Origin of the sequence: Amycolatopsis sp. YIM 10, assembly GCF_009429145.1 — a bacterium.
GTDB lineage: Bacteria > Actinomycetota > Actinomycetes > Mycobacteriales > Pseudonocardiaceae > Amycolatopsis.
This window is the reverse complement of record NZ_CP045480.1, coordinates 673,497-693,182: the sequence shown is the minus strand read 5'-3', so window position 1 is coordinate 693,182 and position 19,686 is coordinate 673,497. Positions and strand designations below refer to the sequence as shown.

The 19,686-nt window shown below is 70.6% G+C and carries 17 protein-coding genes; 10 read left to right on the top strand and 7 right to left on the bottom strand.

Going from position 1 to position 19,686, the window contains the following annotated elements:
• The first annotated feature begins 159 nt into the window (after positions 1-159).
• The 4 genes from YIM_RS03470 to YIM_RS03455 are packed head-to-tail and all read left to right on the top strand — an operon-like array spanning position 160 to position 3,822.
• Positions 160-1,089 carry a glutamate ABC transporter substrate-binding protein gene (locus YIM_RS03470; RefSeq protein WP_153028953.1) on the top strand — a complete coding sequence of 310 codons (930 nt, stop codon included), beginning with the start codon at positions 160-162 and terminating at the stop codon, positions 1,087-1,089.
• A 56-nt stretch (positions 1,090-1,145) separates the two neighbouring features.
• Entirely contained in the window at positions 1,146-1,790 is a 645-nt protein-coding gene (locus tag YIM_RS03465; protein ID WP_153028952.1) for an amino acid ABC transporter permease, read from the top strand.
• Positions 1,787-2,614 (top strand): amino acid ABC transporter permease, encoded by an 828-nt coding sequence (locus YIM_RS03460; RefSeq protein WP_153028951.1) that lies wholly within the window; start codon positions 1,787-1,789, stop codon positions 2,612-2,614. Before YIM_RS03465 ends, YIM_RS03460 begins: the two co-directional genes overlap by 4 nt.
• Before the next feature lie 35 nt (positions 2,615-2,649).
• Positions 2,650-3,822 carry an MFS transporter gene (locus tag YIM_RS03455; RefSeq protein WP_153028950.1) on the top strand — a complete coding sequence of 391 codons (1,173 nt, stop codon included), beginning with the start codon at positions 2,650-2,652 and terminating at the stop codon, positions 3,820-3,822.
• On the opposite strand, the gene YIM_RS03450 is transcribed toward YIM_RS03455, so the two are convergent.
• Together YIM_RS03450 and YIM_RS03445 are read right to left on the bottom strand one after the other, a co-directional pair.
• Positions 3,808-4,485 carry a copper homeostasis protein CutC gene (locus YIM_RS03450; protein WP_153028949.1) on the bottom strand — a complete coding sequence of 226 codons (678 nt, stop codon included), beginning with the start codon at positions 4,483-4,485 and terminating at the stop codon, positions 3,808-3,810. The genes YIM_RS03455 and YIM_RS03450 overlap by 15 nt on opposite strands.
• Complete coding sequence (locus YIM_RS03445) at positions 4,482-7,100, bottom strand: nitrate- and nitrite sensing domain-containing protein (protein ID WP_153028948.1); 2,619 nt, start codon at positions 7,098-7,100, stop codon at positions 4,482-4,484. The genes YIM_RS03450 and YIM_RS03445 overlap by 4 nt, the downstream gene beginning before the upstream one ends.
• 186 nt (positions 7,101-7,286) lie before the next feature.
• On the opposite strand from YIM_RS03445, the gene YIM_RS03440 reads away from it, so the two are divergent.
• The gene (locus tag YIM_RS03440) at positions 7,287-8,261 is read left to right on the top strand and encodes an ABC transporter substrate-binding protein (protein WP_153028947.1); all 975 of its coding nucleotides are present in this window, start codon (positions 7,287-7,289) and stop codon (positions 8,259-8,261) included.
• A gap of 15 nt (positions 8,262-8,276) precedes the next feature.
• On the opposite strand, the gene YIM_RS03435 is transcribed toward YIM_RS03440, so the two are convergent.
• Positions 8,277-8,915, bottom strand: a complete 639-nt coding sequence (locus YIM_RS03435; RefSeq protein ID WP_153028946.1) for a TetR/AcrR family transcriptional regulator — start codon at positions 8,913-8,915, stop codon at positions 8,277-8,279.
• 101 nt (positions 8,916-9,016) lie between these two features.
• Here YIM_RS03435 and YIM_RS03430 point away from each other — a divergent pair, with 101 nt between their 5' ends.
• The 3 genes from YIM_RS03430 to YIM_RS03420 are packed head-to-tail and all read left to right on the top strand — an operon-like array spanning position 9,017 to position 11,859.
• Positions 9,017-10,663 carry a DNA repair helicase XPB gene (locus YIM_RS03430; protein ID WP_153028945.1) on the top strand — a complete coding sequence of 549 codons (1,647 nt, stop codon included), beginning with the start codon at positions 9,017-9,019 and terminating at the stop codon, positions 10,661-10,663.
• 35 nt (positions 10,664-10,698) lie between these two features.
• Positions 10,699-11,541: a DUF72 domain-containing protein gene (locus YIM_RS03425; protein ID WP_228004530.1), complete on the top strand. Its 843-nt coding sequence runs from the start codon at positions 10,699-10,701 to the stop codon at positions 11,539-11,541.
• Positions 11,542-11,583: 42 nt separating this feature from the next.
• A complete protein-coding gene (locus YIM_RS03420; RefSeq protein WP_153028944.1) occupies positions 11,584-11,859 on the top strand; it encodes a helix-turn-helix domain-containing protein in 276 nt (91 codons plus the stop codon).
• Here the strand turns inward: YIM_RS03420 and YIM_RS03415 are convergent.
• Together YIM_RS03415 and YIM_RS03410 are read right to left on the bottom strand one after the other, a co-directional pair.
• Complete coding sequence (locus tag YIM_RS03415) at positions 11,847-12,818, bottom strand: zinc-binding dehydrogenase (RefSeq protein WP_153028943.1); 972 nt, start codon at positions 12,816-12,818, stop codon at positions 11,847-11,849. The genes YIM_RS03420 and YIM_RS03415 overlap by 13 nt on opposite strands.
• A 150-nt stretch (positions 12,819-12,968) precedes the next feature.
• Positions 12,969-15,770 carry a BTAD domain-containing putative transcriptional regulator gene (locus tag YIM_RS03410; protein WP_153028942.1) on the bottom strand — a complete coding sequence of 934 codons (2,802 nt, stop codon included), beginning with the start codon at positions 15,768-15,770 and terminating at the stop codon, positions 12,969-12,971.
• A gap of 7 nt (positions 15,771-15,777) precedes the next feature.
• On the opposite strand from YIM_RS03410, the gene YIM_RS03405 reads away from it, so the two are divergent.
• Positions 15,778-16,749 carry an o-succinylbenzoate synthase gene (locus YIM_RS03405; protein WP_153028941.1) on the top strand — a complete coding sequence of 324 codons (972 nt, stop codon included), beginning with the start codon at positions 15,778-15,780 and terminating at the stop codon, positions 16,747-16,749.
• Here the strand turns inward: YIM_RS03405 and YIM_RS03400 are convergent.
• A complete protein-coding gene (locus YIM_RS03400; RefSeq protein ID WP_153028940.1) occupies positions 16,716-17,510 on the bottom strand; it encodes a transporter substrate-binding domain-containing protein in 795 nt (264 codons plus the stop codon). The two genes, YIM_RS03405 and YIM_RS03400, sit on opposite strands and share 34 nt — an antisense overlap.
• A 95-nt stretch (positions 17,511-17,605) precedes the next feature.
• On the opposite strand from YIM_RS03400, the gene YIM_RS03395 reads away from it, so the two are divergent.
• Entirely contained in the window at positions 17,606-17,833 is a 228-nt protein-coding gene (locus tag YIM_RS03395; protein ID WP_153028939.1) for a PspC domain-containing protein, read from the top strand.
• Positions 17,834-17,926: 93 nt separating this feature from the next.
• Here the strand turns inward: YIM_RS03395 and groL are convergent, their stop codons facing one another.
• On the bottom strand, positions 17,927-19,555 hold the full coding sequence (gene groL, locus YIM_RS03390; RefSeq protein WP_153028938.1) for a chaperonin GroEL: 1,629 nt from the start codon (positions 19,553-19,555) through the stop codon (positions 17,927-17,929).
• Positions 19,556-19,686: the final 131 nt, after the last annotated feature.

The window sequence follows — 19,686 nt, the reverse complement described above, 5'->3', positions numbered from 1 at the left end:
CGGCGGACTGAACCATTCTTCGGCCCAAGCGCCGTGTGTCCGCTTCGCACCACTGGGTGAGCTTCGGAACGTCACGTGCTACCAGAAGTAGCACTCCGCGGTGGCACCGCTCGGACCCGGCACACACGGCCGCCCAGTCGGGAAAGGAACAAGTCCACCATGGTCAAGGCGTCTTCGACGCGCACGAGGATCGCGCTGCTCTGCGCGGTCGTCACCCTGGGAGCGGCGGCGGGCGCCTGCTCCGGCGGCACCGAGGCGGTTCCGGGAGCGAACAACGCCGCCCAGAGCATGCTCGACCGCGCGCCGGTGGCCACCGAGGCGGAGCTGGCGGCCAGCCCCACCGCGATGGCGATCAAGCAGCGGGGCGAGCTGTTCATCGGCGCTTCGCTGGAGACCCCGCTGATGTCGCAGCAGAACCCCACCACCGGTGAGGCCGAGGGCTTCGACGCCACGCTCGGCAAGCTGCTCGCCAAGTACATCCTCGGCGAGCCCAAGCGCAAGATCATCACCACCACCCCGCAGATCCGCGAGGCGCTGATCCAGAACAGCACGGTGGACGCGGTCATCCAGAACTACTCGATCACCCCGAAGCGCGCGGAGAAGGTGGCCTTCGCCGGCCCGTACTTCATGTCCGGCCAGGCGGTGGCCACGCTGAAGGGCAAGCCGGACATCGCCAAGCCGGAGGACCTCAACGGCAAGAAGGTGCTGGTGGCCACCGGCAGCACCGGCGCCGGGGTGGTCAAGGAGCTGGCCCCGCAGGCGCAGCAGATCTCGTTCAACACCGACCCGGAGTGCGTGCAGGCGCTGGAGCAGGGCCGCGGCGACGCCTGGGTGAAGGACCTGCCGGTGATCGCCGGCGAGACCAAGCTGAACGACAAGATCCAGCTGGCCAGCGGCACCTTCGGCACCGACCCGTACGGCATCGGCATCAAGCACGGGGACGACGCGTTCAAGAAGTTCGTCAACGGCTGGCTGAAGAAGATCCAGGACGCCGGGCTGTGGCAGCAGGCGTACCAGGAGTCGCTCGGCACGGTGATCCCCGGCGAGCCCCCGGCCCCGCCCGCCATCGGCTCGGTCGCCGGTTCCTGATCCGGTTCGACGGGCCGGGGTCACTCCTCGGCCCGTCATCGGCAGGCCATGACTAGATGAACGTTCTCCTCGACTACCTCCCCGAGTTCGGCCGCGGTGTGCTCACCACGATCGAACTGACCGTGCTGTCGTTCGCCGGCGCCATGCTCGTCGCGCTGCTGGTGGTCTCCTGCCGGGTGTCCCCGGTCAAGCCGCTGCGCGCGTTCGCCATCGTCTACGTGGAGGTCTTCCAGAACATTCCGCTGCTGCTCTGGCTGATCCTGATCATCTTCGCGCTGCCCGAGATCGCCATCAACTTCGACCTCTTCCTCTGCGCGGTGCTCGCGCTCTCGCTGTACTCGGCGGCTTACTACGCCGAAGCGCTGCGCAGCGGCATCAACTCCGTGGCGAAGGGACAGGCCGAAGCCGCCAGGGCGCTCGGGCTCGGCTTCTTCCGCACGCAGTCCAGCGTGGTGCTGCCGCAGGCGCTGCGCTCGGTGCTCCAGCCGCTGTGCAACATCACCATCGGACTGCTGATGAACACCGCGATCACCGCGGGCACCGGCATTCCGGAGCTGACCGCCGCGGCCAACGCGGTCAACGTGATCACCTCCGACCCGCTGCCGGTCTACATCGGCGCCGGCATCGTGTACGGCCTGCTCGCGCTGCTGATCTCGCTGGCCACCTCGCGGCTGGAGAAGAAGCTGGTGATCCACCGATGAACGTGCTCTTCGACGAACCCGGCCCGCGCGGCAGGCGCCGCATCCGGATCGCCACCGCGGCCGCGTTCGTGCTCGGCGCGGCCGTGCTGGGCCTGGCGCTGTACCAGTTCGGCGTGAACGGCCAGCTCGACCCGAAGAAGTGGCAGCCCTACGGCACCTGGCCGATGTGGAAGTACCTGCTCAACGGCCTCGGCGGCACGCTGCTCGCGGCCGGGCTGGTGCTGGTGCTGGCGATGCCGCTGGGCCTGCTGCTCGCCTTCGGCCGGATGTCGCGGTACCGCTGGATCCGGCTGCCCGCGCGCACCTACATCGAGGTGTTCCGGGTGGTGCCCGCGCTGCTGATGGTGTTCATGATGCTGTTCGCGCTGCCGCGGTACGGGCTGGACCTGCCGACGCTGTGGAAGCTGGTGGTGCCGCTGACGCTGAACCGGTCGGCGCAGCTGGCCGGGGTGTTCCGCGCGGGCATCCTGTCGCTGGACGCCGGTCAGGGCGAGGCGGCGGCCGCGCTCGGGCTGCGGCCGTGGCAGGCGATGTGGCACGTGATCCTGCCGCAGGCGCTGCGGCACGTGCTGCCGTCGCTGATCAGCCAGTCGGTCGGCACGGTGAAGGACACCTCGCTCGGTTACGTGCTGAGCTTCGCCGAGGTGATCACCATCGGGAAGCAGCTGGCCTCCTACAACCGGTACCTGATCCAGACCTATCTGGTGATCGCGCTGATCTACTTCGTGGTGAACTTCGCGCTGTCGCGGCTCGGGCGGTGGCTGGAACGCCGGGAGCGCCGGGTCGGGCACGTGGCCGCGCCCGCCGACCCCGGAATCATCTGAGCTGGGGCTTTAGCGGCCCTGCCTAATCTGCGGGAGTGGACGTGCAGCAGGAAACCCCGCTGAGGTACTGGCTCGCCGTGCTCTCGGTGACGGTCGGGACCTTCTCGATCGTCACCTCCCAGCTGCTCCCGGTCGGCCTGGTGCCGCAGATCGCCGCGACGCTCGGCGTTTCGGAGGGCACGGTCGGGCTGACCCTGACCGTGCCGGGCTTCGTCGCCGCGGTGGCCGCGCCCGCGCTGGTCGTCGCCGCGGGCAGGCTCGACCGCAGGCTGGTGCTGACCGGGCTCAGCGCGCTGCTCGTCGGCGCGAACGTGGTCAGCGCGCTCGCGCCGAACTTCGCCGTGCTGCTGGTCGCGCGGATCCTGGTCGGGCTGAGCGTCGGCGGGTTCTGGGGCATCGCGGGCGGGATCGCCGTGCGGCTGGTGCCGGAGCGGGTGGTCGGCCGGGCCACCGCGACGATCTTCGCCGGGGTCTCCACCGCCACCGTCGCCGGGGTGCCCGCCAGCAAGCTGCTCGGCGACCTGACCGACTGGCGCACGGCCTTCGCCGTGGTCGGCGTGGTCGCGCTCGGCGTGCTCGCCGCGCAGATCTTCCTGCTGCCGCCGTTGCCCGCCAGTCGCACGACGAAGCTCGGCGACCTGCTCTCCCTGTTCCGCAACCCGGAGATCCGGGTCAGCTTCGTCGCGGTGTTCCTGCTGGTGATCGGGCACTTCAGCGCGTACACCTTCATCACCCCGATCCTGCGCGAAACCGGTGGTGTCGCGCCCGCGCTGAGCACCGCGCTGCTGCTGGCCTACGGCGTCGCGGGGTTCGCGGGCAACTTCCTCGGCGGCACCGCCGCCTACCGGAACCCGCGCCGCACGCTGATCGTCGCGGCGGCCGGGCTCGGGGCCTCGCTGCTGCTGTTCGACGTGGTCGGCCACTCGCTGCCGGGGCTGGTCGCGTTGCTGCTGGTCTGGGGCGCGGCGTACGGCGCGGTCCCGGTCAGCCTGCAGATCTGGCTGGGCAGTGCGGTACCGGACCGCCGGGAGGTCGCCGGATCGCTGTTCGTCACCGCGTTCCAGGTGTCCATCTCGCTCGGCGCGTTGTCCGGGGGGCTGTGGGTGGACTCGCTCGGCACCGACGGCGTGCTGCTGTTCGGCGGCACGCTCACCGCGCTCACCGCGGCCGGACTGCTGGCGCTGCGGGGAAGGTCAGCCGTGGACTAGTTCCGCCCACCGGCGCACGGCCGGCGCGTCGACCGCCTCCACCCAGCCGAGCGGCCGCACCCCGGAACCGACGTGGAAGGCACGCACCCCGGCTTCGCGCAACCGCGCCACCTGCTGCGCGCGCAGCCCGCCACCGGCCATCAGCACCGGCGGTTCCTCGTGCAGCGCGAGCTGTTCCAGCGCGGGCCGGCCTTCGGTGACCCCGTCGGGATGCCCGGCGGTGAGAATGGTGTCGCAGCCGAGCCGCGCGGCCGTCGCGTAGGCCACGCGCACGTCGCGGGCGTGGTCGACCGCGCGGTGGAACGTCCAGCCGGCCCCGTCGAGTTCGCGCACCAGTGTCCGGGTGGCCCGCTCGTCGACGATGCCGCCGGTGGTGAGGAAACCGAGCACGAACTCCTTGGCGCCCAAGGCGAGCAGCTCGTTCGCGCGGGCGCGCAGGCCGGGCAGGTCCGCCGCCAGGAAGGAACCGCGCTGCCGCAGCATCACGCGCACCGGCAGATCGGTCGCGGCGAGCACTTCGCGGACCACGTCGTCGCTGGGGGTGAGCCCGTCGAGCGCCATCTCGGCGACCAGCTCCACCCGGTCGGCGCCGCCGAGCTGCGCCTGCTCGGCGTCCCGCGCGTCGAGCACGATCACTTCCAGCAACCCTCGCCCGCTGCTCACTCGTACCCCTTCTCGCGTTGCCGGTCGCGCACGTAGCGCCCGCGTTCGACCCCGTTCTGCAGACTGGCCATCCTCCCGCGCACGGCGTCCGGGCTCAGGGTCAGCACCGCCTGTTCCGCGCTGGCGCGCGCGTGCCGTGCCGTGCGCTCGTTCGCGGCACCTTCGTCACGCTCGTCGCGGAACCAGCGGGTGAGCACCTCCGCGTACGCGGGCATGCGCTCGGTCGGGCCGTCGATGCCCGCTTCGTCCTCCAGCTGGGTGTCGTCCTCGGTCGGCCAGTCCGGCGGTTCCGCCTGGTACACCGGCGCCCTGGTCGGCCGGTCCACCGGACGGCGCGGCTCGGGCGGTTCGGGATCGTCCTCGGGCCAGTCGGGCTCGTAGGCCTCCTCCGCGACCGGTTCCGCGGGCCACTCCGGCTCGGGTCCGGGCTCTGGCTCGTACGTGTATTCGTAGGACGGCTCGGGTTCCGGCTCCGGCTCGTGGAACCGCTCGGGTTCCGGCTCCGGTTCGTAGTACGGCTCCGGCTCGGGTTCCGACTGCACCACCACGACCTCGGCGGCGGGCCCGCTGAGCAAGGGCAGCACGGGCGCGGGTTCGGGCGGCAGCAGCGAAACCGGGGCGGACACGCTCACCAGTTCCGGTGGTACCACCACCGTCGCGGTCATCCCACCACTGCGGCGGTTGGCGAGCCGCACGTCGATGTTGTGCCGGGTGGACAACCGCGCCACCACGTAGAGCCCCATCCGCCGCGACACCTCGACGTCCACCTTGGGCGGTTCGGCCAGTCGCGCGTTGGTGCGCCGGACCTCCGCCTCGGCCATGCCGCTGCCCCGGTCCACGATGTCGATCTTCCAGCTGCCGTCGTCGAGCACCGAGCTGACCACCGAGACCATGGTGGCCGGTGGTGAGTAGGCGGTGGCGTTCTCCAGCAGTTCCGAGATCACGTGCACCAGATCGCTGACCGCCTCCGCGCGCACGGTCAGCTCCGGCGCCGCGGGCAGTTCGATGCGCTGGTAGTGCTCGACCTCCGACAGCGCGGCACCGACGATCTCGTCCGCGCTGACCGGGCCGGCCACCTCGCGCGCCGGATCGGTGCCCGAAAGCACCAGCAGGTTCTCGCTGTTGCGCCGCATCCGGGTGGCGAGGTGGTCCAGTTCGAACAGACCGCCGAGGATCTCCGGGTCCTGCTCGTCGGCCTCCATCCGGTCCAGCACGGACAGTTGCCGCTCGACCAGTTCCTGGCTGCGGCGCGACAGGTTGACGAACATCGAGTTGACGTTCTCGCGCAACCGCGCCTGCTCCCCCGCCAGCCGCACCGCCTCGCCGTGCACCGCGTCGAAGGCCCGCGCGACCTGTCCCAGTTCCTCCTTGCTGAACACCGGGACCGGCGCGATCCGCGGCGCCGACGGCGTGCCGGGGTGCGGCGGCTCCGGATCGGTGAGAATGCCTTCCACCGCGGCGGGCAGCTGGTGCTCGGCGACCTCCAGCGCGCTGCGGCGCAGGATCCTCAGCGACCGCAGCAGCGAACGCGTCACGATCACCGCGAGCACCCCGCCGACCAGCACCACGCCGAGCACGATCGCCGAGTCGCGGATGGCCGAGGCCCTGGCGTCGGCGGCCAGCGCTTCGGTGCGGGACTGGCTGTTCTGCTGGAGCGCGTCCTCGACCTGACGCACCAGGTTGATGGTGTAGGTCGACGCGATGTCCCATTGAATGGGATCCAGGCCGGTCAGCGGCTGGTCCGCTTCGGACCGCCGCAGCACCGACTCGACCATGTTGTTTCCGTTGTCGACCACCATGCCGAGCACCGTGTCGTCGTACATCCGGCGTTGCTCCGGGGTGGCGAACTGGCGGAAATCCTCGCGTGCGGCGTCGAACTCGGCCTCCGCGCCGAGCAGTTCGCGCGTGCGGTCGACGCTGAGCGAGCCCTGCGCGAGCGCCTCGGCGAGCACCGCGCGCCGGACCGACATGGTGTCCTTCACCTTGGCCAGCGCGTTCACCGCCAGTCGCAGCCTGGCCAGTTCCGGATCGGTGATCTCGGCAGCGGACTGATCACCGACGGTGAGCGTGCTGGTGATCAGGTCGCTGTAGGAGCGCAGCACCGAATCCGACGGGAAATTGGAGAACTCCCCGGCATATCGCAGCCCGGTCAGCCCGCCCAGCTGATCACGCAGTTGCCGGAAATCTGCGGCCACTTCGGGCGCCAGCCGGGATTCGTCATCAGTCAGCGCACGTTCGAACGCACCGAGCGATTCGTTGACCTTGTCGCGCTGGCCGCGCAACTCCTCGATGCCGGTTTTCCGCCCAGTGGCGACAAAGCGGACGGTGAGATCACGTTCACGCTGCAACCGGTGGGTCAGCTCGGCGAGCGTGGTGTCCACGCGCACCCGGGTGGCCGCTTCGGCGAGCCTGCCCGCCTCGCCGAGATCGAGCCGGACGCGCAGGCCGACCAGCGCGATGATCGCGACGGTGGGGATCAGCAGCACGGCGAAGAGCTTGGTGCGCAGGCGCCAGTTGCGCAGGCGCCAGCGGCCTCCAGGGTCCCCGGTCAAACTCTGCGCAGATGAGGAATCCGTCGCATAACCCTTTCGGGGTTCGTTTCCGCGACGGTTCACCTGGCTTCCTTTTCCACCCAGCTCGTTCGATCGCGGACCAGCCGCCGGCAACCTACCGGAGGGTAGCGTGCGACTCGAGTAGTCCGATGGTAGCTGTCCGCCAGCACCGCCCTTGCCGCGATGGTATGGGCAGAAGCCTTTAAGCTCCAAACAGATGCGACATTTCCCCGGCCACGAGAGGCGAACATGGGCACCGGAGCGCGGCGAGCTTTCCCGGCGCTGCTGATCGTCCTGCTCACGGTCGCGCTCGGTGGCTGCTCGGCCTTCGAGCAGAACCCGCAGGCCACCCCGGCGGCACCCGAGCGGAACACTCTCCGTGTCGGTGTGGGTAACCCGATCGAGAGCGCTCCATTGCGAATGGCGGTAGCCGACGGTTCGTTCGCCGCGGGCGGGCTCAAGATCGAACTGGTCGAGCAGGCCGATTCGGACGACGGACTCGGCAAGCTGGCCGCCGGTGACCTCGACGTCGCGTTCGGCAGCGACGTCGCCCTGTTCAAGGCAGCCGGAAACGGTGTGGCGCTTCAACTCCAGGGCGAGGCGTACACCGCGGGCACGGACACCATGGCACTGGTGACGCTGCCCGACTCGGCCTACAACACACCCACGGCGAAGCGCTCACCGACGATCGCGGTGGACACCCTGGACGGGCTCGGCACGCTCACCAGCCGTTCGGTGCTGGCCACCGCGGGGGTGGACGTGAACCGGATCCGGTTCACCCAGCGTGCGCCCGACGAGATGCTGTCCGCGTTGCGGGAGGGCGAAGCCGACGCGGCGTGGCTCGTCGAGCCGCAGATCACCCTGGCACAACAGGAGTTCGGCGCGAAGGTGCTCGCCGACACCGCCCGCGGCGCGACGCTGGAGTTCCCGGTATCCGGGTACGCGGCCAACGCGGTGTTCGCGCAGGCCAATCCACGCACCATGGCGTTGTTCCGCACGCTGCTCGGCCAGGCGCAGCAGAAGGCGGCGGACCCGGCCATCGTGCGGCAGGCACTGCCCTCGTTCGCCGGGATCAACGCCAACACCGCCGCGCTGGTCTCGCTGGGCAGCTACCCCAGCTCACTCAGCGGCGTGCGCCTGCAACGGGTCGCGGACCTGATGCACAGCGCGGGCGTGCTGAAGCAGCGCCTGGACGTGCAGTCCCTGCTACCGGCGCCCGGCTAGCGCTCGGCCGCGGTCTCAGCCGAGGCCGAATTCGGCCAGGCCGCTTCGCAGGAGCTTGAACGCCTTGCGCGCGTCGGCGACCGCGTCCGGGTAAGCGTCCGCGGCGCGGGCGCCGTTGGTGAGCCGCCGGATGTTGTCCATCAGCAGGGTCCGCTGCGTGGCCACGATCTGCGCGGCGGCCAGCCGGGCGATCAGCTCGTCCGCGCCGTCCCCGCTGACCAGCTCCTTCACCAGCTCCCGCTCACTGCCCTCGTAGAACTGCAGCAGCCGTGCGGCCAGGCTCGGTGTCGCGGTCACCATCGCGTACAGCGCGATCTGGTTCGGATCGTCGTTGAGGCCGGTGACCGGGTCGCGCCGCAGGAGGCCGTCGAGAAAGTGCGCCCGCAACGCGATCAGCGGCGTCTGCCGCGCCGTGCGACGGCGCACCACCTCCGCGTTCTCGCCCTCGTGGTGGGCGTAGCGGTGCACCACCAGGTCCTCTTTGGTCGGGAAGTAGGCGAACAGGGTGCGCTTGGAAACCTCTGCCGCGTCGGCCACCTCGGCCACCGAGACCGAGTCGAACCCCGAAGCGAGGAACAGATCGATCGCGGTGTCGGAGATGAGCCTGCGCGTCAGCTGCTTCTTGCGCTCCCGGAGGCCCAACTGTTCAACCACGTCTCCATGGTAGCCAGCCGAGCGCCCGGTGAAGTGCGGATCAGTACCCGTACCTCGGCTCTTCGACTCAGCGGAATCCCGGGGAACGTATAAAGGAGGGCGTGACCGATGGCCCGCTGATCGTGCAATCCGACAAGACCGTGCTGCTCGAAGTCGACCATCCGCGTGCCGAGGACGCCCGGATCGCGATCGCGCCGTTCGCCGAGCTCGAACGCGCCCCCGAACACGTCCACACCTACCGCGTCACCCCGCTGGCCCTGTGGAACGCGCGCGCCGCCGGGCACGACGCCGAGCAGGTGGTCGACGCGCTGACCAGCTACTCGCGGTTCCCGGTGCCGCAGCCGCTGCTGATCGACGTGGTGGACACGATGGCCCGCTTCGGCAGGCTCCAGATCACCAACCACCCGGCACACGGGCTGGTGATGACCACCACCGACCGCGCGGTGCTGGAGGAGGTCTCCCGCAGCAAGAAGATCAGCCCGATGCTGGGCACGCGGCTCGACCCGGACACCGTGGTGGTGCACCCGTCCGAGCGCGGGCGGCTCAAGCAGCTCCTGCTCAAGGTCGGCTGGCCGGCCGAGGACCTGGCCGGGTACGTCGACGGCGAGGCGCACCCGATCGAACTCGACGAGAACGGCTGGCAGCTGCGCGAGTACCAGCGCCAGGCCGCGCAGGCCTTCTTCAAGGGCGGCTCCGGCGTGGTCGTGCTGCCGTGCGGGGCGGGCAAGACCCTGGTCGGCGCGGCGGCGATGGCGCACGCCAAGGCGACCACGCTGATCCTGGTCACCAACACCGTGGCCGGGCGGCAGTGGAAGCGCGAGCTGGTCGCGCGGACCTCGCTCACCGAGGACGAGATCGGCGAGTACTCCGGGGAGAAGAAGGAGGTCCGCCCGGTCACCATCGCCACGTACCAGGTGATCACGCGCAAGTCGAAGGGCGAGTACAAGCACCTGGAGCTGTTCGACACCCGCGACTGGGGCCTGGTCGTCTACGACGAGGTGCACCTGCTGCCGGCACCGGTCTTCCGGATGACCGCCGACCTGCAGTCGCGGCGGCGGCTCGGGCTGACCGCCACCCTGGTGCGCGAGGACGGCCGCGAGGGCGACGTGTTCTCGCTGATCGGGCCGAAGCGCTACGACGTGCCGTGGCGCGACATCGAGGCACAGGGCTGGATCGCGCCCGCCGAATGCGTCGAGGTGCGGGTCACCCTGACCGACAACGAGCGCCTGCTCTACGCCACCGCCGAGCCGGAGGAGCGGTACAAGATCGCGGCCACCGCGAACACCAAGACCCCGGTGATCAAGTCCATTGTGGACAAGCACCGCGGCGAGCCGACGCTGATCATCGGCGCCTACCTCGACCAGCTGGAGATGCTCGGCGCCGAACTCGATGCCCCGGTGATCCAGGGCGCGACCAGGAACAAGGAGCGCGAGGAGCTGTTCGACAGGTTCCGCCGCGGCGAGATCGACACGCTGGTGGTGTCGAAGGTGGCGAACTTCTCCATCGACCTGCCCGAGGCCTCGGTGGCGATCCAGATCTCCGGCACCTTCGGCTCGCGGCAGGAGGAGGCCCAGCGGCTCGGGCGGCTTCTGCGGCCGAAAGCCGACGGCCGCCAGGCGCACTTCTACTCGGTGGTCGCGCGGGACACGGTGGACACCGAGTACGCCGCGCACCGGCAGCGCTTCCTCGCCGAGCAGGGTTACGCCTACACCATCCGCGACGCCGACGACCTTCGCGAAGGACGGTGACGTTTGCCGACGGTGGCAAGCGGCAAGCCTGACATGTGGCGGACATCCGGATCGGCACCTCGGGCTGGCGCTACGGGCCGTGGCGCGGGAAGTTCTACCCGAAGGGCCTGCCCCAGCGGCGGGAACTGGAGTACCTCTCGCGCCGATTCAACTCGGCCGAGCTGAACGGCTCGTTCTACTCGCTGCAGAAGCCGGAGCGGTACCGGACCTGGTTCGCCGAGACCCCGGACGACTTCGTGTTCGCGGTCAAGGGCGGCCGGTTCATCACCCACATGAAGCAGCTGCGCGACGTCCGCACCCCGCTGGCCAACTTCTTCGCCAGCGGGGTGCTCGCGCTGGAGCACAAGCTCGGCCCGTTCCTCTGGCAGCTGCCGCCGCGACTGGCCTTCGACGCCGACCGGCTCACCGCCTTCTTCGAGCAGCTCCCCCGCACCACCGGCCAGGCCGCCAAGCTGGCCAAGGAGCACGACGACAAGCTCAAGGGGGAGGCACATGCTTCTGCGGGGAAAAGCAGGTCCCTGCGGCACGCGCTGGAGGTGCGACATCCGAGCTTCGCCACAAAAGAGGCCGTTGACCTGCTGAAACAGCACGAGATCGGGCTGGTCGTCGCGGACAGCGCCGGGCTCTGGCCGCAGCTGGAGGACGTGACCGCCGAGTTCGTCTACGTCCGGCTGCACGGCGACGAGGAGCTCTACGCGAGCGGTTACACCGACAAGGCGCTCAAGGACTGGGCGAAGAAGGTCCGCGCCTGGCACAAGCGCGGCCTGGACGTCTACGTCTACTTCGACAACGACATGAAGGTGAAGGCCCCTGGCGACGCACGGAAGCTGGCCGAATTCCTCGGGTTGTCCACGGCGGAGATCGCCGAATCCCCGTAGGATGTTCGCGATACGCACATCTGGTCAGAAAAGGGCGTACTTATGTCCCACGGCCGACATTTCGTCCGGTCCGTCGCCAGAGCCATGGCGGTGCTGCACGCGTTCAGCGCGGACAGACCCGAACTGACGCTGAGCCAGGCCGCCAAAGCCACCGGGCTCGACCGGGCCACCGTGCGCCGGCTGTTGCTCACGCTGACCGAACTCGGCTACGTGACCAGGCACGACCGCGTGTTCCGGCTGGCTCCGCGCACGATGGACCTCGGCCGCGCCTACCTGGCCGGACAGTCCGCGCTGGCCGCGCCGGATCACCAGTCGTAGGACAACCACGGCTTGGCCACGTTGATCGCGGCCTCTTCGAAGGCGCGGTTCGCCTGCTGCAGCGAGTACCGCCGTCGCGCCAGCTTTCCCGGCGCGAACTCGCCGCTGGCCAGCGCGTCCACCGTGGCCGGGAAGTCGGTGGGGTGGTCGTAACCGCGTGAGCCGCGCACGATCAGCTGCCGCCGGAGCAGGTCGGCGTTGTCCAGTGGGGCGGCGGCACCGGTCAGCAGCACGACCGTGCCGCCGGGCAGCAGGCCGTCGAGGCCGTCGGCCAGCGCGGCCCGCTTGCCCGAGTTGTCGAACACCACGTCGAACTCGTCGTCGCCGTCGGACCACGGCAGCGCGCCCAGCGAGCACGCCAAGTCCAGCCGCTCGGTGACCGGCTCGCGCACGATCACCTCCAGCCCGCGCGCCCGCAGCACCAGGCACAGGAACAGGCCGCGGGTGTCCGCGCCGAGCAGCAGCGCGCGCTGCCTCGGCTGCACGGCCGCGCGCCGCGCCGCGGCCACCGACTCGGCCAGCGGTTCGGCGCAGACCAGGTCCTCCAGCGGCACCGCGCGCGGCGCCGGCCAGGTGAAGTGCGCCGGGACCGCGACGAACTCGGCGAGCAGGCCGGGCCGGTCCAGCCCGATCGACACCCGTTCGGGGCAGGCTGAGGAGAACCAGGCGGCGCACGCGCGGCAGCCGCGGCAGCAGTAGTCGGGCTCGACCACGACCTGCTGCCCCAGCCGGTACGGCCGCTTCACCCGCTCACCGATCGCGGCGATCTCGCCGACGCCCTGCCTGCCCAGCAACCACGGTGCCGGGCCGACCGGACGGCGGCCGCGGAAGGCGGCCACGTCCTGGTCACCGAGGCCGAGCGCGCTCATGCTCAGCAGCACCTCGTGCGGCCCGCACTCCGGCGGGTCCAGCTCGACCGCTTCGAGCCGGCTGGGACCGGTCAGCACGACGGCCCTCATCCCACCTCCTGTGCACAGTGCGCACGCGCGATGTTAGCGCAGGTGACGACCATGATCAGCAGATGACAGCGAGGAGTCAGCGCACAGTGAGCGGAGTGGTGTTCAGTACACATATCGGGCGAAAGTGCTCACGCGCTGCACTACTGGGGGTCAGCGCGTGGGCATGTCCGTGCCGACCAGCCCGGCGAGCTTGGCCCGTACCTCTTCGGCGAACGGATGCCCGCTCTCGGTCAGCACGTGCACCGCGCGCAGCCAGTACGCGCGCGCCTCCTCGCGGTCCCCGAGGTGCAGGTAGATGGTGCCCAGCTGGGCCAGCACATCACCGGCTTCGTACAGCTCGCCGCGCGCGGTGAACATCTCGATCGACTGGAGCACGCAGGCCACGCCCTCCTCCCGGCGGCCGAGTCCGAGCAGCGCGCGGCCCCGGCTGTGCACCAGGAACGGCTGGCTGTCGGCGAGCCCGACCCGCTGCCAGATGTCCAGCGCCGCGTCGACCAGGCCGAGCGCGGTGGCGTGGCGGCCGAGATAGGTGTTCGTGTCGGCCATCGCCTGCAGGCTGTCAGCCTCCAAAGTGGACACCCCGAGTTCGCGCGCCAGGCGGATGGCCTCCCGCCCGTGCTCCAGCGCGCGGTGCACCTCGTCGGTGTTGTGGTAGGCCATCGACAGGTTGTACTGCACCCTGGCCTCGCCCTCGCGGTCCCCGATCTCGCGCTGGATGGCGAGCACGCGCTCCAGATACCGGATCGCCTCCGGCTCCTCGCGCGCCACGCCGTGCAGCACGCCGAGCCCGCTGAGAATGCCCGCCTGCCCACGCCGGTCCCCGCACGCTTCGGCCGACGCCAGCGCGACGTCGAACACCGCTTTCCAGGCGTGCAACCGGGTCCGGACCAGGAAGTACGACTGGAGCACCCAGGCCAGCTGCCAGGCCTGCTCGTGCGCGCCGATCCGGTTGGCCAGCCTGACCAGCGCGGCGAGATTGCCCGCCTCGTCGTCGTGCCAGGTCAGCGCGGCCGTGCGGTCGGGAAAGGTTTCGTGCGGGACCAGGCCCCGATGCGGGATCAGCTCGTAGCGGCGGCCGGGTCGCAGGCGGCGCGCGGCTTCGACGGTGCTGTCGAGCGCCCACGAGAGCAACCTGGCCAGCGCCGCTCCCCGCGCCTCGTCGCTTTCCGTGCGGCGGCACAGGTCCGCGGCGAACTCGCGGATCAGGTCGTGGAACTGGTACCGGCCGGGGCGTGGCTCGGCGATCAGGTACGCCGAGGACAGCCGGTCCAGCGCCATCCGCGCCTCCCGCAGGCCGACCCCGGCCAGCGCCGCGGCCGACGCGGCGGTGAAGTCCTGTTCCTCCTCCGGCAATCCGAGCAACCGCAGCAGGCGCGCCGAAACTCCGTCCAGCGCGTGGTACGAGCGAGCGAACACCGCGCGCAGATCGGTTTCGTCACCGTCGTTGAGGTCGAACGAGTCCAGTTTGTCCTGTTCGCCGTCGAAGTCGGCGACAAAGTCGGCCACCGGCACCTCGGGGAACTGCGCGGCGCGCACCGCCAGGATCCGGATGGCCAGCGGCAACCGGCCACAGCGCGCGACGAACTCGCGGGCGGCGATCGGATCGGCCCGCACCGCGGCCCGGCCGACGATGCCCGCGAGCAGGTCGACCGCGTCCGCCACCGGCAGTTCCTCCAGCGGGATGCGGCGGGCGCCGTGCACCGCGGCCATCGACCGCAGCCGCGACCGGCTGGTCACCAGCACCAGGCAGCCGGTGCCGGGCAGCAGCGGGCGCACCTGCTCGGTGCTGCCCGCGTTGTCCAGCACCACCAGCACCCGGCGGCTCGCCGTGTGCGTGCGCCACAGCGCCGAGCGCTCGGCCAGCCCGGACGGCATTTCGTCGGCGGGCACGCCCATCGCGGTCAGCATCATCTCGAGCGCGGCCAGCGGTTCGAGCGCGGTTCCGGGGCCGTAACCACGCAGATCGGTGTAGAGCTGCCCGCCCGGATAGTGCTCGGCGACCTCGTGGGCGAAGTGCACGGCCAGCGTGGTCTTGCCGACGCCGCCCATGCCCTCGATCGAGGCGATCGGCGCCGATTCGGCACGGACCAGCTCGCGGAGCTTGGCCAGCGCGTCGCGGCGGCCGGTGAACCCGGCGAAGTCACCGGGCAGCTGGCGCGGCACCAGGGTTTCGCCACGCTGACGTAGGTGCGTGCCGTGCTCACCGGCGAGCACCGCCTGGTGCGCCCGTCGCAGCGACGGCCCCGGGTCGAGGCCGAGTTCCTCGGTCAGCGCGGTGCTGATCGAGCGGAACACGGCCAGCGCGTCGGCCTGCCGCCCGGATCGGTGCAGGGCCAGCATGAGCTGCTCGTGCAGGCGTTCCCGCAGCGGGTTCTCCCTGGCCAGCGCGATCAGCCTCGGCACGACCGCGTGGTGCTCACCGAGGCCGAGCATCACCTCCGCCCACTGCTCGCGCACGCTGAGCCGTTCGTCGTCGAGCTGGCCGACCTCGTCGCGGAGCAGCGCGTCGGAATCCACATTGGACAACGCGGGCCCGCGCCACTGGGCCAGCGCCTTGGCGAAGGCGGCCGCGGCTTCGCGCAGCTCACCGCGCTCGGCGGCCTGCCTGCCCCGCTCGGCCCCGGCGCGGAACCGCCCGAGGTCCAGCGCCTCCGGCGCCACCTCCAGCAGGTAACCACCGCGTTCGGTGCGGATCCTGGCGTGCTCGCCGAGTGCCCGCCGCACCCGCAGCACGTAGGTCTGCAGCGCGCCCTTCGACCAGCGCGACTCGTCGCTGTCCCACAACCACCACGACAGCTCGTCGACGCCGACCACCCGGTTCGCCCGCAGCAGCAACCCGGCCAGCACGATCAGCGGCTTGCTGCCGCCGACCGAGATCGGCACGCCGCCGTCCCGCACCTCGACCGGCCCGAGCACACCGAACTCGAGCGCCGGTCCCGGGTTTGCCACCATGTGGTCCATGTCCTCCTCGCCATCGGTACTGGTCTACGCGGCGCCGATGCGCCACCGCTTCCGCGGCATCACCACCCGGGAAGGTGTGCTTCTGCGGGGAGAAGCGGGTTGGGGCGAGTTCTGCCCGTTCGCCGAGTACTCCGACGCGGAGAGCGTGCCATGGCTGGCGTCGGCGGTGGAAGCCGGTGAGCGGGGCTGGCCGGAACCGGTGCGCGAGCGGATCCCGGTCAACGCCACGGTGCCGGTGCTCACCCCGGAGCGCGCGCACGACCTCGTCGCCGCTTCCGGCTGCGGCACGGCGAAGGTGAAGGTGGCCGGCCAGGGCACCACGCTCGCCGAGGACTGCGACCGGGTGGCCGCGGTGCGCTCGGCGCTCGGCCCCGGCGGCAAGATCCGGGTCGACGCCAACATGGCGTGGGAGGTCGACGAGGCGGTGCACGCCATCCGCGAGCTGGACCGCGCGGCGGGCGGGCTGGAGTACGCCGAGCAGCCGTGCGCCTCCATCGAGGAACTGGCCGCCGTCCGGCGGCGGGTGGACGTGCGGATCGCCGCGGACGAGTCGATCCGGCGCGCCGAGGACCCGCTGAAGGTGGCCGTCGCCGGGGCCGCCGACGTGGCGGTGATCAAGGTCGCGCCGCTGGGCGGGGTGCGGCGGGCGCTGCGCGTCGCCGAAGCCTGCGGCCTGCCGTGCGTGGTGTCCTCGGCGGTGGAGAGCAGCGTCGGCCTGGCCGCCGGGCTGGCGCTGGCCGGTGCGCTGCCGTCACTGGAGTTCGCCTGCGGACTCGGCACGGCCGCCCTGCTGTCCAACGATGTCACCTCGACTCCACTGTCCCCTGTGGACGGTTACCTGCCGGTGCCGCGCCGGGCCCCGGAACCGGACCTGGCCCACGCGGTACCGGCCCCACCGGACCGGGCCGCGTGGTGGCTCGACCGGCTGGCGCGCGTTCAGCCGATCCAGGCCTCGGCGAACCGGTCGTAGGTGCCGTCGTTGCGGGCCAGGTTCAGCCACTGGTCCACCCACTCCTGGAGCACCACGTCCCCGCGCGGCAGCAGGTAGGCCTTCTCGGCGAAGGTGAACGGCTCGTCGGGGTGCACCGAGCACAGCTCCGGGTGCTGCTTGGCCTGCCAGCGGGTCTCCACCGCGTCGGTGATCATCAGGTCGGCGCGGCCCTCGATGATCTCGGTGAAGATGGTGTTGTTGTCCGGGTGGCGGACGATGGTGGCCTGCTTGAGGTTGGCGTCGGCGAACTGCTCGTTCGTGCCGCCGGGATTGACGATCGCCCGCACGCCCGGCTGGTCGATCTGCTCCAGGGTCTGGAACCGCTCGGCGTTCTCACAGCGGGTGATCGGGGTTTTGCCGTCCTTGACGTAGGCCTCGGTGTAGAAGGCGCGCTTGGCGCGGTCGAGGGTGATCGAGATGCCGCCCATGGACAGGTCGCAGGTGCGGCCGAGGTCGTCGACCAGCGTTTTCCAGGTGGTCGGCACGATGGTCAGCCGCACGCCGAGGCGCTTCGCGAAGTCACCGGCCATGTCCACGTCGATCCCGCTCCACTGCCCGGTGGCCGGGTCGCGGTAGGTGAAGGGGCGGTAGTCGCCGGTGGAGCAGACCTTCACCTCACCGCGGGCGAGAATGCGGTCGAGTTCGCTGCGGGAGTGGCTCACCGGGGCCGCCGCGCTCGCCGTTCCCATGCCGAGCAGAGCGAGTGCGACCAGCCAGAGCGCCGTTTTCCGAACCGTCATACCCGAAGCCAACCACACTCTCAGGGTTCCGATTCCGGGTCCGGCCAGGGCAGTTCCCTGATGTCCGCAGGTCAGCGCGCCCGCACCATGGAGTCATGACGAACAACGTGTACCAGCCCGAGACCAAGAAGCTCCGCCGCAGCTCGACCGACAAGATGCTGGCCGGGGTGTGCGGCGGCTGGGCGCGCATGCTCGGCGTGGACGCCGCGATCCTGCGCATCCTGCTCGTCGCCGCCACCATCTTCGGCGTCGGCACCCCGGTGCTCGTCTACGCCGCCTGCTGGATCCTGATGCCCGAAGACACCACGGACACCGCGAGCTGACCCGCGTGCCCACCGCGGCCCGCACCCCGGACAGCACAAGGCCCGGCCCACGCGAGCGTGGACCGGGCCGTTGCGACTAGCGCCTGGCTGGACTCAGAAGTCCATGCCACCCATGCCGCCGGACGGGTCGGCCGGAGCGGCGGAAGCCTTCTCCGGCTTGTCCGCGACGACAGCCTCGGTGGTCAGGAACAGCGCCGCGATGGAGGCGGCGTTCTGCAGCGCGGAGCGGGTGACCTTGGTCGGGTCCGGCACGCCGGCGGCGAGCAGGTCCTCGTAGACACCCGTGGCGGCGTTCAGGCCGTGGCCCTGCGGCAGGCCCTTGACCTTCTCCACCACAACGCCGCCTTCGAGGCCGGCGTTGATCGCGATCTGCTTGAGCGGAGCCTCGACGGCGACCTTGACGATGTTCGCGCCGGTCGCCTCGTCACCCTCGAGCTTCAGGCCCGCGAAGGCGGCCTCGGCGGCCTGCAGCAGCGCGACGCCACCACCGGCGACGATGCCCTCTTCGACGGCGGCCTTGGCGTTGCGCACCGCGTCCTCGATGCGGTGCTTGCGCTCCTTCAGCTCGACCTCGGTGGCGGCACCGGCCTTGATCACGGCCACGCCGCCGGCCAGCTTGGCCAGCCGCTCCTGCAGCTTCTCGCGGTCGTAGTCCGAGTCCGAGTTCTCGATCTCGGCGCGGATCTGGTTCACGCGACCCTGGATCTGGTCGGCGTCACCGGCACCCTCGACGATGGTCGTCTCGTCCTTGGTGATGACCGCCTTGCGGGCGCGGCCCAGCAGCGACAGGTCCGCGTTCTCCAGCTTGAGGCCGACGTCCTCCGAGATCACCTGGCCACCGGTCAGGATCGCGATGTCCTGCAGGATGGCCTTGCGGCGGTCACCGAAGCCGGGCGCCTTGACGGCGACGGACTTGAAGGTGCCGCGGATCTTGTTGACGACCAGGGTGGCCAGGGCCTCGCCCTCGACGTCCTCGGAGATGATCAGCAGCGGCTTGCCGGACTGGATGACCTTCTCCAGCAGCGGCAGCACGTCCTTGACGTTGGAGATCTTGGAGCCGTACAGCAGGACGTAGGGGTCCTCCAGCTCGGCTTCCTGACGCTCGGCGTCGGTCACGAAGTAACCGGAGATGTAGCCCTTGTCGAAGCGCATACCCTCGGTCAGCTCGAGCTCGAGCCCGAAGGTGTTCGACTCCTCGACGGTGACGACACCTTCCTTGCCGACCTTGTCCAGCGCCTCGGCGATCAGCTCACCGATGGTGCGGTCGGCAGCCGAGATGGAAGCAGTCGCGGCGATCTGCTCCTTGGTCTCGACGTCCTTGGCGGCCTTGTGCAGCTGCTCGATGACGGCCTCGACGGCCTGCTCGATGCCGCGCTTGAGGCTGATCGGGTCGGCGCCGGCGGCCACGTTGCGCAGCCCCTCGCGGACGAGGGCCTGGGCGAGCACGGTGGCGGTGGTGGTGCCGTCACCCGCGACGTCGTCGGTCTTCTTGGCAACTTCCTTGACGAGCTCGGCCCCGATCTTCTCCCAGGGGTCCTCGAGCTCGATCTCCTTGGCGATGGAGACACCGTCGTTGGTGATCGTCGGCGCGCCCCACTTCTTTTCGAGCACGACATTGCGGCCACGCGGGCCGAGCGTCACCTTGACGGCTTCGGCGAGGGTGTTGAGGCCGCGCTCAAGACCGCGGCGGGCGTCCTCGTCGAACGCGATCAGTTTGGCCATTACGGTGTGGTCCTCCGATATTGGGCGCCGCCACCTCGTACGGGGGCGGCAGGAACACTTCCTCGGCCAGGTGCGGTGCCCGCGACGGACGACCGGCTCGGTTTCCCGGCCCGGCCTCACCGTCCCGACCT

Bases quoted from the DNA above. Each gene is read 5' to 3' on its own strand.
- YIM_RS03405 (WP_153028941.1), top strand. From the start codon at position 15,778: ATGTCCTCCTCGCCATCGGTACTGGTCTACGCGGCGCCGATGCGCCAC.
- YIM_RS03420 (WP_153028944.1), top strand. From the start codon at position 11,584: ATGTCCCACGGCCGACATTTCGTCCGGTCCGTCGCCAGAGCCATGGCG.
- YIM_RS03410 (WP_153028942.1), bottom strand. From the start codon at position 15,770: ATGGTGGCAAACCCGGGACCGGCGCTCGAGTTCGGTGTGCTCGGGCCG.
- YIM_RS03440 (WP_153028947.1), top strand. From the start codon at position 7,287: ATGGGCACCGGAGCGCGGCGAGCTTTCCCGGCGCTGCTGATCGTCCTG.
- YIM_RS03460 (WP_153028951.1), top strand. From the start codon at position 1,787: ATGAACGTGCTCTTCGACGAACCCGGCCCGCGCGGCAGGCGCCGCATC.
- YIM_RS03470 (WP_153028953.1), top strand. From the start codon at position 160: ATGGTCAAGGCGTCTTCGACGCGCACGAGGATCGCGCTGCTCTGCGCG.
- groL (WP_153028938.1), bottom strand. From the start codon at position 19,555: ATGGCCAAACTGATCGCGTTCGACGAGGACGCCCGCCGCGGTCTTGAG.
- YIM_RS03395 (WP_153028939.1), top strand. From the start codon at position 17,606: ATGACGAACAACGTGTACCAGCCCGAGACCAAGAAGCTCCGCCGCAGC.
- YIM_RS03415 (WP_153028943.1), bottom strand. From the start codon at position 12,818: ATGAGGGCCGTCGTGCTGACCGGTCCCAGCCGGCTCGAAGCGGTCGAG.
- YIM_RS03465 (WP_153028952.1), top strand. From the start codon at position 1,146: ATGAACGTTCTCCTCGACTACCTCCCCGAGTTCGGCCGCGGTGTGCTC.
- YIM_RS03400 (WP_153028940.1), bottom strand. From the start codon at position 17,510: ATGACGGTTCGGAAAACGGCGCTCTGGCTGGTCGCACTCGCTCTGCTC.